The organism is Rahnella sp. PCH160 (assembly GCF_047784855.1).
Classification (GTDB): Bacteria; Pseudomonadota; Gammaproteobacteria; order Enterobacterales; family Enterobacteriaceae; genus Rahnella.
The window spans coordinates 1,255,608-1,272,504 of sequence record NZ_JBLOGT010000001.1; the positions used below are offsets into that span (position 1 = coordinate 1,255,608).

Here is a 16,897-nt window from a genome sequence, read left to right on the forward strand (position 1 = left end):
AATAAAAAAGCACCGGTAAACGGTGCTTTTACGCAGGGATGCCAGAGATCGCAAAATCAGATTTTCTGGAAGTGCTTGTTTTCAATGCTCTGGCGGACTGGCTGGTTAATCAGGTTGAGCATCAGCAGGGAACGCGCTTCGCCATCGGGTTCGGTATAAATGGCTTCGATGCCGGTGAAAATCCCGTCGGTGATCACCACATGGTCACCTTCATAAGGCGTCTCGGGGTCGCGGAATTCGACAGTAGGTGGTTCCATCAGTTGTTTGATGACGTCAGGCTGAACCGTCGCCAATTTTGCGCCGAAGCGGATGAAGTGACTGACGCCACGCGTGGCGTTGATCGTCGTGGTATGGATACGCTCAGGGTCGAACTCGATGAACATGTAATTGGGGAACATGGGCTCGCAGACGGCCGTACGGCGTCCACGCACCATTTTTTCCAGTGTGATCATCGGTGTCAGGCAGTTAACTTCCTGGCGTTCCAGGTGTTCTTTCGCGCGAAGCAACTGACCACGTTTGCAATAGAGTAAGTACCAGGATTCCATAGTTTCCCACATTAAATCATTGAGCGGGGCAGCATACCAAAAGCCACTCATGAGATACAGACAGTGTAAGCCTGTGCAGACGTTTGCTGATTGTCTGCCCGTTATCTTTTATTATCGAAGAAAAGCGCGGTCTTATCCCCTCTCTTCGTCCTAATTTTATCAGGAGATGTCCCATGGAGTTGTTCTTGCTGAGTAACGGTAAACTCTCAGGTGAATCAGAGTTACTGGGATATGCAAAAGAGCGTATCCAGGCAATGTTGCAGGCAAAAAACATTCGTTCTGCTGTTTTGATCCCTTACGCGTTGATCCGCAGTGATTATGACGCTCGCGCAAATGAGCTTTCGCAGGCTCTGGGCATCAAAGTGGACAGCATTCATCACGCCGAAAACTCAGCGGAAGCCATTGCCAGCGCAGAATGTATTCTGATCAGCGGCGGAAATACCTGGATGCTCAATCAACTGCTGCATGAAAATAGCCTGATTGTGCCGATCCAGCGTGCAGTACGTGAACGCAATGTGCCTTACATTGGCTGGAGCGCGGGTTGTAACGTAGCCATGCCAAGCATTCGCACCACCAATGATATGCCGGTTCGCAACTCTGTGGTTCTGCCTTCTCTTGGCCTCTTTCCGGTGCAGATTAACCCGCACTATATCGACGCGCATTTAAGCGGCCACATGGGTGAAACCCGTGATGAACGCATTGCTGAATTCTGCGCGGTTAATCCGTCGGAGTCGGTGCTGGCATTGCGTGAAGGCAGTTTGTTGCAGGTTTCCGGCAACAATCTGAGCTATTTCAGCGCGAAAGGGCAGGGTTTTAAAGTGTTCCGTCACGGGCAGGAAACGCAGGAATATCAGGACACGCAGGAGATACAGTCGCTGGTGCCTTTTAACTGTCTGTAAGGCTGCTGCTCAGTCACTTGCGCATCGCCAGACCCGCAGCGTTTGCGTCTGGCGGTTATACCGCTTTTTCGTTATCAAGTGTTTACCTGCTGATAACAAAAAAGCAGCAACAACACCGGAGAGGCTCTATAATGCCCTCCTTCAACCCGGCGACTCAGAATCAGCATGAAATACCGTGATTTACGTGACTTCCTCTCGTTACTCGAAAAGAGAGGCCAACTGAAACGCATTACTCAGTCTGTTGACCCTTATCTGGAAATGACCGAAATCGCCGATCGTACTTTACGGGCGGGCGGTCCGGCGCTGCTGTTTGAAAATCCGAAAGGTTATGACATGCCTGTGCTGTGCAATTTGTTCGGCACACCCCAGCGTGTCGCCATGGGTATGGGGAAAGAAGACGTCAGCGCGTTACGCGAAGTCGGTGAATTACTGGCGTTTCTAAAAGAGCCTGAGCCTCCGCGTGGTCTCCGCGATTTATACGACAAGGCACCGAAGTTTAAGCAGGTGCTGAACATGCAGAGCAAAGTCGTGCATTCCGCACCTTGCCAGCAGCAGATTTGGGAAGGCGACGCGGTTGATATCACCAAAATCCCGGTGATGCAGTGCTGGCCGGAAGATGCTGCGCCGCTCATCACCTGGGGCCTGACCGTGACCCGTGGCCCGAGCAAGCCGCGTCAGAACCTTGGCATTTATCGCCAGCAGGTTTTGGGCAAAAACAAAGTGATCATGCGCTGGTTATCCCATCGCGGTGGCGCGCTGGATTTCCAGGAATGGTGCCAGCAGAATCCGGGGAAACGCTTCCCGGTGGCAGTCGCGCTCGGTGCAGATCCGGCCACTATTCTTGGCGCGGTAACGCCAGTGCCGGACACACTGTCAGAATACGCTTTTGCAGGTTTGCTGCGCGGCAATAAAACCGAAGTCGTGAAATGTATTTCCAACGATCTGGAAGTGCCCGCCAGTGCGGAAATCGTGCTCGAAGGGTATATCGAACCCGGTGAAATGGCGCCCGAAGGCCCTTATGGCGACCATACCGGCTACTATAATGAAGTAGACAGTTTCCCGGTCTTCACAATTACGCATATGACGCAGCGTAAAGATCCTATTTATCATTCGACCTACACAGGCCGTCCGCCGGATGAACCTGCAGTGCTGGGCGTGGCGCTCAATGAAGTGTTTGTGCCAATTTTGAAGAAACAATTCCCGGAAATTGTTGATTTTTATCTGCCACCGGAGGGTTGCTCATACCGTCTGGCGGTCGTTACCATGAAGAAGCAGTACGCCGGTCATGCGAAACGCGTCATGATGGGCGTCTGGTCTTTCCTGCGTCAGTTCATGTACACCAAATTTGTGATTGTGTGTGATGACGACGTGAATGCCCGCGACTGGAATGACGTGATTTGGGCGATCACCACCCGGATGGATCCCGCACGCGATACCGTGCTGGTGGAAAATACGCCGATAGATTATCTGGATTTTGCCTCTCCGGTTTCGGGCCTCGGCTCAAAAATGGGGATGGATGCGACCAACAAATGGCCGGGAGAAACGCAGCGTGAATGGGGACGCCCGATTGTGAAAGATCCGGACGTGACCGCGCGAATCGACGCCATCTGGGATGAACTCGCTATTCTAAATGATAAAGACGATGCGAAAAAATAATCGAATCTTTGTCCTACGCTTTGCTTTGATGACCCACAGAGGGAACGCATGACAATATTGAGCTGTAAAGTGACCTCGGTCGAGGCGATAACGGATACGGTGTACCGTGTCCGGCTGGTTCCGGAAGCGCCTTTTTCGTTCCGCGCGGGTCAGTATCTGATGGTCGTGATGGACGAGCGCGACAAGCGTCCGTTCTCTCTGGCGTCTACGCCGGCTGAAAACAACGTTATTGAGCTGCACATCGGCGCGTCTGAGCTGAATTTGTACGCGATGGCGGTGATGGATCGCATTCTGAAAGAACAGGCGATTACCGTGGATATTCCGCACGGCGACGCATGGCTGCGTGAAGAAGGCGAACGTCCGCTGGTGCTGATTGCGGGCGGAACCGGGTTCTCGTATGTCCGTTCCATTCTGATTACGGCGCTCGAGCAGCAGCCTCACCGGGATATCTCGATTTACTGGGGTGGCCGTGAACTGAAGCACTTGTATGATTTGGGCGAGCTTGAAGCCATGAGCATCAACCACCCGAATCTGAAAGTGATCCCCGTTGTCGAACAGCCGGAAGAAGGCTGGCAGGGCAGAAGCGGGACAGTGCTGAGCGCCGTTTTGCAAGATTTCTCTTCACTGGCGGAGCACGATATTTATATCGCCGGTCGTTTTGAAATGGCAAAAATTGCCCGTGAGCGTTTTGTTGCGGAACGCGGTGCGCTGGAAGACCGTTTGTTTGGTGATGCCTTCTCTTTCATCTGATCTGAAAATGAATGGTGAGAAAAAGCCCGCCCCTGACAGGCGGGAAAACGGCAACTAAAACGGGAAGTACAAGATTTAAAAAAGCGGACATGGCGTCCGCTTTTTCATTTTTACAGACTGACGTCAGAGGCGTTCGAAGACGGTGGCGATACCCTGACCTAAACCGATACACATGGTGGCGACGCCAAACTGCACATCGCGGCGTTCCATCAGGTTCAGCAACGTCGTGGAAATACGTGAACCGGAGCAACCGAGCGGGTGTCCGAGCGCGATTGCGCCGCCGTTCAGGTTGACGCGTTCTTCCATCGTTTCCAGCAGTCCCAAATCTTTTACGCATGGCAGCGCCTGCGCGGCAAAAGCTTCGTTAAGCTCAAACAGGCCGATGTCCTGCACGCTAAGACCGGCGCGTTTCAACGCCAGACGTGTCGCAGGAACCGGGCCGTAACCCATAATAGAAGGGTCACAACCGGTCACGGCCATCGCGCGGATTCGTGCGCGGGCTTTCAGACCTAAGGATTTCGCGTGGGATTCGCTCATCAGCAACATGGCGGATGCGCCGTCGGATAACGCCGAAGAAGTCCCCGCCGTCACGGTACCATTGACCGGGTCAAAGGCCGGACGCAATGCCGCCAGCGTGGCGACGGTGGTTTCCGGGCGAATGACTTCGTCAAAATCATAACGGGTCAGCACGCCTTCTGCGTTATGGCCTTCGGTCGGCACGATTTCATTAGCAAAGTGTCCGGCAAGCGTTGCGGCGTGTGCCCGCTGATGGGAACGTGCCGCAAACTCATCCTGCATCTCGCGGCTGATCTGGTGCATTTTCGCCAGCATTTCGGCGGTCAGTCCCATCATACCTGCGGCTTTCGCCACGGTTTTGCTCAGGCCCGGATGGAAATCCACGCCGTGGCTCATCGGGACGTGACCCATATGTTCCACGCCACCGATCAGGCTGACCTGTGCATCGCCGACCATAATAGCCCGCGCCGCGTCGTGCAAAGCCTGCATGGACGAACCACACAGCCGGTTCACCGTGGTGGCCGGGACGCTGTGCGGAATTTCTGCCAGCAGGGCGGCGTTGCGGGCAATATTGAAGCCCTGCTCCAGCGTCTGCTGCACGCAGCCCCAGTAAATATCATCAATCGATTTGGCATCGACGGACGGATTGCGTACCAGCAGGGCGCGCATCAGATGTGCCGATAAATCTTCAGCCCTGACCTGACGGAATGCGCCGCCTTTCGAACGGCCCATTGGCGTACGGACTGCGTCAACAATGACTACGTTTTCCATGATTTCGGTCCTTATGCCTGATTGCCGGTGCTGAGGTTTTCCAGCGCAGATGCAACCGGATAATAACTTTCGTTTGCCTGCGCTTTGGCGCGTAACCCTTCCGGCGCCTGATACATCGGGCCGAGGTGTGCGTATTGTTCGGTCAGTTTCAGGTACGCGGCGGTGCCGAGCGTATCCAGATAACGGAACGGGCCACCGTGGAACGGAGGGAAACCAAGGCCGTAAACCAGCGCCATATCGGCTTCTGCCGGGCTGGCGATAATGCCTTCTTCCAGGCAGCGAACCACTTCGTTGATCATCGGGATCATCATGCGGGCAATGATGTCTTGCGGTGAGAAATCGGAATGCGCAGGTTTCAGGTTTTCCGCTAACAGGCTGATCGCTTGATCGTCGACGTCTTTACGTGGCTTGCCTTTGCTGTCCTGGCTGTAACGGTAGAAGCCCAGCTGGTTTTTCTGACCAAAGCGGCGGTTGTCAAATAAGACGTCCACGGCGTCACGGTAATTGCGTGCCATGCGCTGAGGGAAACCGGCGGCCATCACGGCCTGCGCGTGGTGAGCGGTATCGATGCCCACGACATCCAGCAAATAGGCCGGGCCCATCGGCCAGCCAAACTGTTTTTCCATCACTTTGTCTATCTGGCGGAAGTCCGCGCCGTCACGCAGCAGCAGGCTGAAGCCGGATAAATAAGGGAACAGCACGCGGTTAACAAAGAACCCCGGGCAGTCGTTAACCACGATCGGCGTTTTGCCCATCGTCAGCGCGTAAGAGACGATGCGTGAAATTGTTTTGTCCGAGGTTTTCTCGCCACGAACGATTTCCACCAGCGGCATCCGGTGAACCGGGTTGAAGAAGTGCATGCCGCAGAAGTTTTCCGGGCGTTTCAGCGAAGAGGCCAGTTGGTCGATCGGAATGGTCGAGGTGTTGGACGCCAGAACGGTGTCGGCGCTCAGCAGGGATTCTGCTTCAGCCAGCACGGCGGCTTTCACTTTTGGATTCTCTACGACCGCTTCGACCACCACTTTGGCGCGTTCGATGCCGCTGTAATCCAGCGTCGGATGGATTGTCGACAGCACTTTCGCCATCTTCATGCCGTCCAGCTTGCCGCGTTCCAGCTGTTTATTCAGCAGCTTGGCCGCTTCATTCATGCCGAGCGTCAGCGACTGTTCGCTGATGTCTTTCATCACAACCGGCACGCCTTTCAGCGCAGACTGATAGGCGATACCCCCGCCCATAATCCCCGCGCCGAGAACGGCAGCTTGCGTTTGTTTTTCACAGTCTTGCGCCAGTTTTTTGGCTTTGCCTTTCACGAACTGGTCGTTAAGGAAAATGCTGACCAGCGCGCGCGCTTCTTTTGATTGCGCGAGAGGAACAAAACTGGCGGTTTCCAGCTTAAGGGCTTCGTCACGGCCAAGGCGTGCCGCGGCTTCGATCGTTTTCACCGCGGTCATCGGTGCCGGGTAATGTTTTCCGGCATTTTGCATGACCATGCTTTTTGCCACGCTGAAGCTCATCGCCGCTTCAATCTGGCTGAGTTTCAGAGGCTGCAGTTTCGGTTCCCGGCGGCTTTGCCATTCCAGTTTCCCGGCGATGGCCTGTTTGAGCATGCTGATACCGGCATCGCGCAATTTCTCAGCATCAACAATCGCATCAACCAGCCCGATTTTCAGGGCATCTTTGCCGCTGATATTTTTTCCTGCGGCAATAATTTCCAGCGCGCTGTCTGTACCAATCAGGCGCGGAAGGCGCACCGAGCCGCCAAAGCCCGGCATGATGCCTAAGCTGGTTTCCGGCAAACCGATGCGCGCGTCAGCGGTGATGATACGGAAATCGGTGGCCAGTACGCATTCGCAGCCTCCGCCCAGTGCATATCCGCTGATGGCAGAAAGCGTCGGAACCGGTAAATCTTCCAGGCGGTTGAAAATGCTGTTGGCGAAATTCAGCCACTCGTGCAGTTTTTCCGCTGGAGCGTTAAACAGAGATAAAAACTCGGTAATATCCGCGCCGACAATAAAAGCGGATTTCGCGGAGCTGAGCAGTAAACCTTTCAGCTCAGACTGTTTTTCCAGTACCGCAATGGCTTCGCCGAGGCTGGCGACCGTTTGGGTGTCGAGCTTGTTCACCGAGCCCGGAGCGTCAAACACCAGCTCAGCAATACCGCCATCGAGCCAGTGCAGATGTAATGTTTCGCCTTGGTAGAGCATGTGTCTCTCCTGAATCATCTGGGATGATCTGGTATGACCAGATGCTTTCGAGTGTGGTTTTTATGTTAATAATTTGCAAATGAGATGTGTTTTATTTGCAGGCAAGATCACAAACCTTCCGGGACTATGGTCGCCGTGAGGCTGTGGTAAGATGCTGCATCGTCTTTCCGGTGAAAAAAGGACAGTTGGATGGAATCGCTTACTACGCTCTATAAACAACATATCGCCACGCTGCAGGCGCGTGCCCGTGAAATTCTGCAACGTTCTCAGCTTGATGCGTTACTGATTCACTCCGGTGAACTGATAACGACCTTCCTTGATGACCACAGTTATCCTTTCAAAGTAAACCCGCAATTCAAAGCCTGGGTGCCGGTCACTAAAGTGCCGAACTGCTGGCTGTGGGTGGATGGCGTTAATGCGCCGAAGCTGTGGTTCTATTCGCCGGTGGATTACTGGCACAGCCATGAGCCATTGCCTGAGAGTTTCTGGACCAAAGAAATTTCGCTGACGCCGCTGGCGAATGCGGACGATATCAAAGGCCAGTTGCCGGTGGATCTGAAACGCGTGGGTTATATCGGCTCCAGCCAGGATCGCGCCATCAGCATGGGTGTTCCTGCGTCGAACGTGAACCCGAAAGCCGTGCTGGATTATCTGCATTATCATCGCGCCTACAAAACTGACTACGAGCTGGCCTGTATGCGTGAAGCGCAGAAAGTCGCCGTAAGCGGTCACCGTGCGGCGAAAGAAGCGTTTCTGTCGGGGATGAGTGAGTTTGATATCAATCTCGCGTATCTCACCGCAACCGGTCACCGCGATACCGACGTGCCTTACGACAACATCGTGGCGCTCAATGAACACGCTTCCGTGCTGCATTACACCACGCTCGATAATCAGCCCCCGGCCGAAATGCGCAGTTTCCTGCTCGATGCCGGCGCGGAATATAACGGTTATGCCGCTGACCTGACGCGTACCTATGCCGGAAAACCCGACAGCGATTTTGGCGCACTGGTTAAAGATCTTAACACCGAAGAACTGGCTCTGATTGACTCGATTAAATCCGGTGTGCGCTATACCGACTATCATGTTCAGATGCATCATCGTATCGCCAAGCTGCTGAAAGCGCACAAGCTGGTCGTCGATATCAGCGAAGACGCGATGGTCGAACAGAACCTGACCGGGCCTTTCCTGCCGCATGGCCTGGGGCATCCGCTGGGGTTGCAGGTTCATGATGTTGCCGGTTTTATGCAAGATGATCAGGGCACGCATCTGGCCGCGCCTTCGCAATATCCTTATCTGCGTTGTACGCGTGTGATTGAGCCGGGAATGGTTCTGACCATCGAACCGGGCCTGTATTTCATTGATTCGCTGCTGACGCCGTGGCGTGAAGGGCAATTCAGTAAGCACTTTGCCTGGGATCGTATTAATGCAATGAAGCCATTTGGCGGGATCCGTATCGAAGACAATATTGTTATTCATGACAATCGTATCGAGAACATGACCCGTGATCTGAAGCTGGCCTGATGCAGCCGTATTCCGTCCCCGCTGAACCGGTCAGTTACAGCGAAGAGATAAAGAAGAGCCGCTTCATTACCTTGCTGGCAAGAACAGAAGGCGTTGAGGCGGCGAAAGCTTTTGTTCAGGACGTCAGAAATCAACATCCGGCAGCGCGACATCACTGCTGGGCGTTTGTGGCTGGCGCACCGAACGATTCTCGGCAACTGGGCTTTTCCGATGATGGTGAGCCTGCAGGCACCGCAGGCAAACCTATCCTCAGCCAGCTGATGGGAAGCGGAGTCGGAGAAATAACGGCCGTTGTTGTGCGTTATTACGGCGGTATTATGTTGGGCACCGGCGGGCTGGTGAAAGCCTACGGCGGCGGTGTTCAGCAGGCATTGAAGTTGCTTGTTGTGCAGCAAAAAGTCCCCCTGGCAGAGTACGCGGTGCAGTGTGATTACAGCCAGTTACAGCTGGTGGAAACGCTGCTCTCGCAGGTTGGCGGGCATATTTTACGCAGTGAATACGGGGCGTCGGTCGATCTCGTTCTGGCTTTGCCTGCCGCACAGGCGCAGGCCGCAATCAGTCAGCTTTTCGATATCAGCCGTGGCGCGCTCATCTTGCGTCCGGTTTCTTAAACTTTTCTATGGTTAATTCGCTGAGGAACGCACCAGCATGCATTTTCGTGCCATAACACGCATCGTCGGGGTGCTTGTCATCCTTTTTTCCGGAACGATGATTATTCCCGGCCTGGTCGCTTTAATTTACCGCGATGGCGCGGGCCGTGCGTTCAGCCAGACCTTCTTTGTCGCTCTGGCCATTGGATTATTCCTCTGGCTGCCCAACCGTAAGCAGAAAAGCGAACTTAAGCCGCGCGAAGGTTTCCTGATTGTCGTGTTGTTCTGGACGGTGCTGGGCAGCGTCGGGGCATTGCCTTTTCTGTTCTCCGAGCGCCCGAATCTGTCGCTCACCGACGCTTTCTTTGAATCTTTCTCCGGGCTGACCACCACGGGCGCGACCACGCTGGTCGGGCTGGATTCATTGCCGAAGGCCATTTTGTTCTACCGGCAAATGCTGCAATGGTTTGGCGGTATGGGGATCATTGTGCTCGCCGTGGCGATTCTGCCGATATTGGGTGTCGGCGGGATGCAGCTGTATCGGGCCGAAATGCCAGGGCCTCTGAAAGATAACAAGATGCGCCCGCGTATTGCCGAAACGGCAAAAACGCTGTGGCTTATCTATGTTCTGCTGACTATTGCCTGTGCGCTTTCGCTGTGGGGCGCAGGGATGTCGGTTTTCGATGCCATCGGGCATAGCTTTTCAACCATCGCGATCGGCGGTTTCTCGACGCACGATGCCAGTATCGGTTATTTCCACAATGGCACCATTAATACGATTGTCGCCGTTTTCCTGCTGATCTCCGGTTGTAACTATGGCCTGCACTTTGCGGTGCTGAGCGGGCGCAACCTGAAAGTCTACTGGCGTGACCCGGAATTCCGGATGTTCATCGGCGTGCAATTTACGCTGGTGGTGATCTGTACGGTCATTCTGTGGATCCATAATACCTACGGCTCTGGGTTGGAAACGCTGAATCAGGCGTTCTTCCAGGTGGTGTCGATGGCAACGACGGCAGGGTATACCACCGACAGTATTTCTAAGTGGCCGCTGTTCCTGCCTCTTCTATTATTGTGTTCAGCGTTTATCGGTGGCTGTGCGGGTTCGACCGGCGGCGGCCTGAAAGTCATCCGCATCCTGCTTCTTTATTTACAAGGCACGCGGGAACTGAAAAGACTGGTTCACCCGAATGCGGTTTACACCATCAAACTGGGTAACCGTGCATTGCCGGAACGTATTATTGAAGCCGTGTGGGGTTTCTTCTCGGCTTACGCGCTGGTGTTTATTGTCAGTATGCTGGCAATAGTAGCGACGGGCGTCGATAACTTCTCCGCTTTTGCTGCGGTCACGGCCACGCTTAATAATCTGGGGCCGGGGCTGGGTGTTGTAGCAGATAACTTTGCCTCTATGAATTCCGTGGCGAAATGGATCCTGATTGTCACGATGCTCTTTGGCCGCCTTGAGGTCTTCACATTATTAGTGCTGTTCACGCCGACATTTTGGCGCGAATGAGTTTTAAGAAAGGGAATAAGGAATAAGAATGAAAGCGTTGATCCTCTACTCAAGCCGTGACGGCCAGACTCATGCCATCGCTTCCTATATAGCAAACGAGCTGAAAGAGAAGTGCAGTTGCGATGTTGTCGATCTAAATCATGCGGAGCACGTTGATTTAAAACATTACGACCAGGTGATGATCGGCGCGTCCATCCGTTATGGTCATTTCAATGCTGTGCTGGATAAGTTCGTTAAGAAGCATTCGGAAACGCTGAATCAAATGCCTTCTGCATTTTTTGGCGTGAATCTCACAGCCCGTAAGCCGGAGAAGAGAACGCCGCAAACCAATGCCTATGTGCGTAAGTTCCTGCTGACTTCACCGTGGGAACCGGCAATCTGTGGTGTCTTCGCCGGAGCCTTGCGTTATCCGCGTTATGGCTGGTTCGATAAGGTGATGATCAAACTTATTATGCGAATGACGGGCGGTGAAACAGATACCCGTAAAGAAGTGGAATACACCGACTGGCAGCAGGTGGCTAAATTCGCTAAAGATTTTGGGCAAATATCGTATAAAAAATCGCACTAATGCGGGCTTAATAGACGTTTAGACCAAAAAGAAAGCATTCGGAAAGTTTTTTGAAATTAAGGGTTGCGGCCTTCTGAGAACTCCCTATAATGCGCCTCCACTGACCGGGAACAACGACTCCTCTAACGAGAACCAAGTCGCCCAGTCAGGAAGAATCAACCCGGTGAAAACACCGCATCTTGTAAAAGAAAATGGTTGACTCTTCAGGGAGAAAGAGTAATATCTGCCTCCCGCGTTGCTGAGTTAAGTCTCGCAACGTACGCTCTTTAACAATTTATCAGACAATCTGTGTGGGCACTCACAAGACGATATCAGCCACCTCGGTGGCAAAAAATATCAAGTCTTAAAGAGTGACCAAGCAGTAATTCATTTAGTGAATTATTACGAAAGTTAATTTTTGAGCACCGCTTAACTTGTTTAAGCAAATCGAACTTTTAATTGAAGAGTTTGATCATGGCTCAGATTGAACGCTGGCGGCAGGCCTAACACATGCAAGTCGAGCGGTAGCACAGGAGAGCTTGCTCTCTGGGTGACGAGCGGCGGACGGGTGAGTAATGTCTGGGAAACTGCCTGATGGAGGGGGATAACTACTGGAAACGGTAGCTAATACCGCATGACGTCGCAAGACCAAAGTGGGGGACCTTCGGGCCTCACGCCATCGGATGTGCCCAGATGGGATTAGCTAGTAGGTGAGGTAATGGCTCACCTAGGCGACGATCCCTAGCTGGTCTGAGAGGATGACCAGCCACACTGGAACTGAGACACGGTCCAGACTCCTACGGGAGGCAGCAGTGGGGAATATTGCACAATGGGCGCAAGCCTGATGCAGCCATGCCGCGTGTGTGAAGAAGGCCTTAGGGTTGTAAAGCACTTTCAGCGAGGAGGAAGGGTAATGTGTTAATAGCACATTGCATTGACGTTACTCGCAGAAGAAGCACCGGCTAACTCCGTGCCAGCAGCCGCGGTAATACGGAGGGTGCAAGCGTTAATCGGAATTACTGGGCGTAAAGCGCACGCAGGCGGTTTGTTAAGTCAGATGTGAAATCCCCGAGCTTAACTTGGGAACTGCATTTGAAACTGGCAAGCTAGAGTCTTGTAGAGGGGGGTAGAATTCCAGGTGTAGCGGTGAAATGCGTAGAGATCTGGAGGAATACCGGTGGCGAAGGCGGCCCCCTGGACAAAGACTGACGCTCAGGTGCGAAAGCGTGGGGAGCAAACAGGATTAGATACCCTGGTAGTCCACGCTGTAAACGATGTCGACTTGGAGGTTGTGCCCTTGAGGCGTGGCTTCCGGAGCTAACGCGTTAAGTCGACCGCCTGGGGAGTACGGCCGCAAGGTTAAAACTCAAATGAATTGACGGGGGCCCGCACAAGCGGTGGAGCATGTGGTTTAATTCGATGCAACGCGAAGAACCTTACCTACTCTTGACATCCAGAGAATTCGCTAGAGATAGCTTAGTGCCTTCGGGAACTCTGAGACAGGTGCTGCATGGCTGTCGTCAGCTCGTGTTGTGAAATGTTGGGTTAAGTCCCGCAACGAGCGCAACCCTTATCCTTTGTTGCCAGCGAGTAATGTCGGGAACTCAAAGGAGACTGCCGGTGATAAACCGGAGGAAGGTGGGGATGACGTCAAGTCATCATGGCCCTTACGAGTAGGGCTACACACGTGCTACAATGGCATATACAAAGAGAAGCAAACTCGCGAGAGCAAGCGGACCTCATAAAGTATGTCGTAGTCCGGATTGGAGTCTGCAACTCGACTCCATGAAGTCGGAATCGCTAGTAATCGTAGATCAGAATGCTACGGTGAATACGTTCCCGGGCCTTGTACACACCGCCCGTCACACCATGGGAGTGGGTTGCAAAAGAAGTAGGTAGCTTAACCTTCGGGAGGGCGCTTACCACTTTGTGATTCATGACTGGGGTGAAGTCGTAACAAGGTAACCGTAGGGGAACCTGCGGTTGGATCACCTCCTTACCTCAAGATACGCATTGTGCAGTGTCCACACAGATTGTCTGATGAAATTAATGAGCAAGAGCACCTGTTGATGCGGTAAGGGAGACCTTACGCTGATGCGAAAAGTGCCATACCGTTATACGGTCTGGTACGGATTTTTCGTGTCCCCATCGTCTAGAGGCCTAGGACACTGCCCTTTCACGGCTGTAACAGGGGTTCGAATCCCCTTGGGGACGCCAATCCGATAATGTGTGAAAGACATTATCAACCGTTCTTAATGAACGATAAAAAATCTTAAAGATGACTTTAACGAGTCGTGTTTAAGATATTGCTCTTTAACAATCTGGAACAAGCTGAAAATTGAAAGTTTACAGCTGAACATCACTCTCCGTAGAAGTACTGAGTGGTGATTAGTCTGTAACAGAGTCTCTCAAATAATCGCAATGCGATGGTGGAAACACCTTCGGGTTGTGAGGTTAAGCGACTAAGCGTACACGGTGGATGCCTAGGCAGTCAGAGGCGATGAAGGGCGTGCTAATCTGCGAAAAGCGTCGGTAAGGTGATATGAACCGTAATAACCGACGATACCCGAATGGGGAAACCCAGTGTGTTTCGACACATTATCATTACATGAATACATAGTGTAATGAGGCGAACCGGGGGAACTGAAACATCTAAGTACCCCGAGGAAAAGAAATCAACCGAGATTCCCCCAGTAGCGGCGAGCGAACGGGGAAGAGCCCAGAACCAGCATCAGTTTGTGTGTTAGTGGAAGCGTCTGGAAAGTCGCACAGTATAGGGTGATAGTCCCGTACACAAAAATGCACAGATTGTGAGTTCGATGAGTAGGGCGGGACACGTGACATCCTGTCTGAATATGGGGGGACCATCCTCCAAGGCTAAATACTCCTGACTGACCGATAGTGAACCAGTACCGTGAGGGAAAGGCGAAAAGAACCCCGGCGAGGGGAGTGAAATAGAACCTGAAACCGTGTACGTACAAGCAGTGGGAGCCTCTTTTATGGGGTGACTGCGTACCTTTTGTATAATGGGTCAGCGACTTATATTTTGTAGCAAGGTTAACCGAATAGGGGAGCCGTAGGGAAACCGAGTCTTAACTGGGCGTCAAGTTGCAAGGTATAGACCCGAAACCCGGTGATCTAGCCATGGGCAGGTTGAAGGTTGGGTAACACTAACTGGAGGACCGAACCGACTAATGTTGAAAAATTAGCGGATGACTTGTGGCTGGGGGTGAAAGGCCAATCAAACCGGGAGATAGCTGGTTCTCCCCGAAAGCTATTTAGGTAGCGCCTCGTGAACTCATCTTCGGGGGTAGAGCACTGTTTCGACTAGGGGGCCATCCCGGCTTACCAACTCGATGCAAACTACGAATACCGAAGAATGTTATCACGGGAGACACACGGCGGGTGCTAACGTCCGTCGTGAAGAGGGAAACAACCCAGACCGCCAGCTAAGGTCCCAAAGTCATGGTTAAGTGGGAAACGATGTGGGAAGGCATAGACAGCCAGGATGTTGGCTTAGAAGCAGCCATCATTTAAAGAAAGCGTAATAGCTCACTGGTCGAGTCGGCCTGCGCGGAAGATGTAACGGGGCTAAACCATGCACCGAAGCTGCGGCAGCGACGCTTATGCGTTGTTGGGTAGGGGAGCGTTCTGTAAGCCGTCGAAGGTGAACTGTGAGGTTTGCTGGAGGTATCAGAAGTGCGAATGCTGACATAAGTAACGATAATGCGGGTGAAAAACCCGCACGCCGGAAGACCAAGGGTTCCTGTCCAACGTTAATCGGGGCAGGGTGAGTCGACCCCTAAGGCGAGGCTGAAAAGCGTAGTCGATGGGAAGCTGGTTAATATTCCAGCACTTGGTGTTACTGCGAAGGGGGGACGGAGAAGGCTAGGCTAGCCGGGCGACGGTTGTCCCGGTTCAAGCGTGTAGGGGGGAAGAGTTGGTAAATCCGCTCTTTTGTATAACCCTGAGGCGTGATAACGAGCCACTACGGTGGTGAAGTAGTTGATGCCATGCTTCCAGGAAAAGCCTCTAAGCTCCAGGTAACACGAAATCGTACCCCAAACCGACACAGGTGGTCAGGTAGAGAATACTCAGGCGCTTGAGAGAACTCGGGTGAAGGAACTAGGCAAAATGGTGCCGTAACTTCGGGAGAAGGCACGCTGGCGCGTAGGTGAAGGGACTTGCTCCCGGAGCTGAATCCAGTCGAAGATACCAGCTGGCTGCAACTGTTTAATAAAAACACAGCACTGTGCAAACACGAAAGTGGACGTATACGGTGTGACGCCTGCCCGGTGCCGGAAGGTTAATTGATGGGGTTAGCAGCAATGCGAAGCTCTTGATCGAAGCCCCGGTAAACGGCGGCCGTAACTATAACGGTCCTAAGGTAGCGAAATTCCTTGTCGGGTAAGTTCCGACCTGCACGAATGGCGTAATGATGGCCAGGCTGTCTCCACCCGAGACTCAGTGAAATTGAACTCGCTGTGAAGATGCAGTGTACCCGCGGCAAGACGGAAAGACCCCGTGAACCTTTACTATAGCTTGACACTGAACATTGAGCCTTGATGTGTAGGATAGGTGGGAGGCTTTGAAGCGAGGACGCCAGTTCTTGTGGAGCCAACCTTGAAATACCACCCTTTAATGTTTGATGTTCTAACTCGGCCCCGTAATCCGGGGTGAGGACAGTGTCTGGTGGGTAGTTTGACTGGGGCGGTCTCCTCCTAAAGAGTAACGGAGGAGCACGAAGGTTAGCTAATCACGGTCGGACATCGTGAGGTTAGTGCAATGGCATAAGCTAGCTTGACTGCGAGAGTGACGGCTCGAGCAGGTACGAAAGTAGGTCATAGTGATCCGGTGGTTCTGAATGGAAGGGCCATCGCTCAACGGATAAAAGGTACTCCGGGGATAACAGGCTGATACCGCCCAAGAGTTCATATCGACGGCGGTGTTTGGCACCTCGATGTCGGCTCATCACATCCTGGGGCTGAAGTAGGTCCCAAGGGTACGGCTGTTCGCCGTTTAAAGTGGTACGCGAGCTGGGTTTAGAACGTCGTGAGACAGTTCGGTCCCTATCTGCCGTGGGCGTTGGAAGATTGAGAGGGGCTGCTCCTAGTACGAGAGGACCGGAGTGGACGCATCACTGGTGTTCGGGTTGTCATGCCAATGGCATTGCCCGGTAGCTAAATGCGGAAAAGATAAGCGCTGAAAGCATCTAAGCGCGAAACTTGCCTCGAGATGAGTCTTCCCTGTGGCTTTAAGCCACCTGAAGGGACGTTTAAGACTAAGACGTTGATAGGCTGGGTGTGTAAGTGCAGCGATGCATTGAGCTAACCAGTACTAATGACCCGAGAGGCTTAACCTTACAACACCAAAGGTGTTTTTAGAGAT

Annotated in this window: 10 protein-coding genes, 1 tRNA gene and 2 rRNA genes; 10 read left to right on the forward strand and 3 right to left on the reverse strand. The window is 53.0% G+C overall.

All coding sequences use genetic code 11. The features are described 5' to 3' along the window. Positions 1-56 precede the first annotated feature (56 nt). Positions 57-545: a transcription/translation regulatory transformer protein RfaH gene (gene rfaH / locus ACM5QY_RS05810; protein ID WP_416119657.1), complete on the reverse strand. Its 489-nt coding sequence runs from the start codon at positions 543-545 to the stop codon at positions 57-59. Between the two features lie 173 nt (positions 546-718). On the opposite strand from rfaH, the gene pepE reads away from it, so the two are divergent. The 3 genes from pepE (at position 719) to fre (ending at position 3,850) form a co-directional block, all read left to right on the forward strand. Next, a complete protein-coding gene (pepE, locus tag ACM5QY_RS05815; protein ID WP_416119658.1) occupies positions 719-1,444 on the forward strand; it encodes a dipeptidase PepE in 726 nt (241 codons plus the stop codon). A gap of 165 nt (positions 1,445-1,609) precedes the next feature. Continuing rightward, positions 1,610-3,100: a 4-hydroxy-3-polyprenylbenzoate decarboxylase gene (gene ubiD / locus ACM5QY_RS05820; protein ID WP_416119659.1), complete on the forward strand. Its 1,491-nt coding sequence runs from the start codon at positions 1,610-1,612 to the stop codon at positions 3,098-3,100. Between the two features lie 48 nt (positions 3,101-3,148). Beyond that, entirely contained in the window at positions 3,149-3,850 is a 702-nt protein-coding gene (gene fre / locus ACM5QY_RS05825; protein WP_101079365.1) for an NAD(P)H-flavin reductase, read from the forward strand. A 123-nt stretch (positions 3,851-3,973) separates the two neighbouring features. Here the strand turns inward: fre and fadA are convergent, their stop codons facing one another. Together fadA and fadB are read right to left on the reverse strand one after the other, a co-directional pair. Next, positions 3,974-5,137: an acetyl-CoA C-acyltransferase FadA gene (gene fadA, locus ACM5QY_RS05830; RefSeq protein WP_101079364.1), complete on the reverse strand. Its 1,164-nt coding sequence runs from the start codon at positions 5,135-5,137 to the stop codon at positions 3,974-3,976. Positions 5,138-5,148: 11 nt separating this feature from the next. After that, positions 5,149-7,341 carry a fatty acid oxidation complex subunit alpha FadB gene (gene fadB, locus ACM5QY_RS05835; protein ID WP_416119660.1) on the reverse strand — a complete coding sequence of 731 codons (2,193 nt, stop codon included), beginning with the start codon at positions 7,339-7,341 and terminating at the stop codon, positions 5,149-5,151. A gap of 189 nt (positions 7,342-7,530) precedes the next feature. Here fadB and pepQ point away from each other — a divergent pair, with 189 nt between their 5' ends. The 7 genes from pepQ (at position 7,531) to ACM5QY_RS05870 (ending at position 16,871) form a co-directional block, all read left to right on the forward strand. Continuing rightward, entirely contained in the window at positions 7,531-8,862 is a 1,332-nt protein-coding gene (pepQ, locus tag ACM5QY_RS05840) for a Xaa-Pro dipeptidase (RefSeq protein WP_416119661.1), read from the forward strand. After that, positions 8,862-9,473, forward strand: a complete 612-nt coding sequence (locus ACM5QY_RS05845) for an IMPACT family protein (RefSeq protein ID WP_416119662.1) — start codon at positions 8,862-8,864, stop codon at positions 9,471-9,473. Before pepQ ends, ACM5QY_RS05845 begins: the two co-directional genes overlap by 1 nt. A gap of 37 nt (positions 9,474-9,510) precedes the next feature. Beyond that, positions 9,511-10,962, forward strand: a complete 1,452-nt coding sequence (trkH, locus tag ACM5QY_RS05850) for a Trk system potassium transporter TrkH (RefSeq protein WP_416119663.1) — start codon at positions 9,511-9,513, stop codon at positions 10,960-10,962. 28 nt (positions 10,963-10,990) lie between these two features. Beyond that, complete coding sequence (gene hemG, locus ACM5QY_RS05855; protein WP_416119664.1) at positions 10,991-11,530, forward strand: menaquinone-dependent protoporphyrinogen IX dehydrogenase; 540 nt, start codon at positions 10,991-10,993, stop codon at positions 11,528-11,530. Positions 11,531-11,965: 435 nt separating this feature from the next. After that, positions 11,966-13,508: ribosomal RNA gene (locus tag ACM5QY_RS05860) — 16S ribosomal RNA — on the forward strand. A gap of 142 nt (positions 13,509-13,650) precedes the next feature. After that, a tRNA-Glu gene (locus ACM5QY_RS05865) sits at positions 13,651-13,726 on the forward strand. Between the two features lie 235 nt (positions 13,727-13,961). Then, positions 13,962-16,871, forward strand: a 23S ribosomal RNA gene (locus ACM5QY_RS05870). Together the 16S and 23S rRNA genes with 1 tRNA gene alongside form the textbook arrangement of a ribosomal RNA operon. The last annotated feature ends 26 nt before the right edge of the window (positions 16,872-16,897 follow it).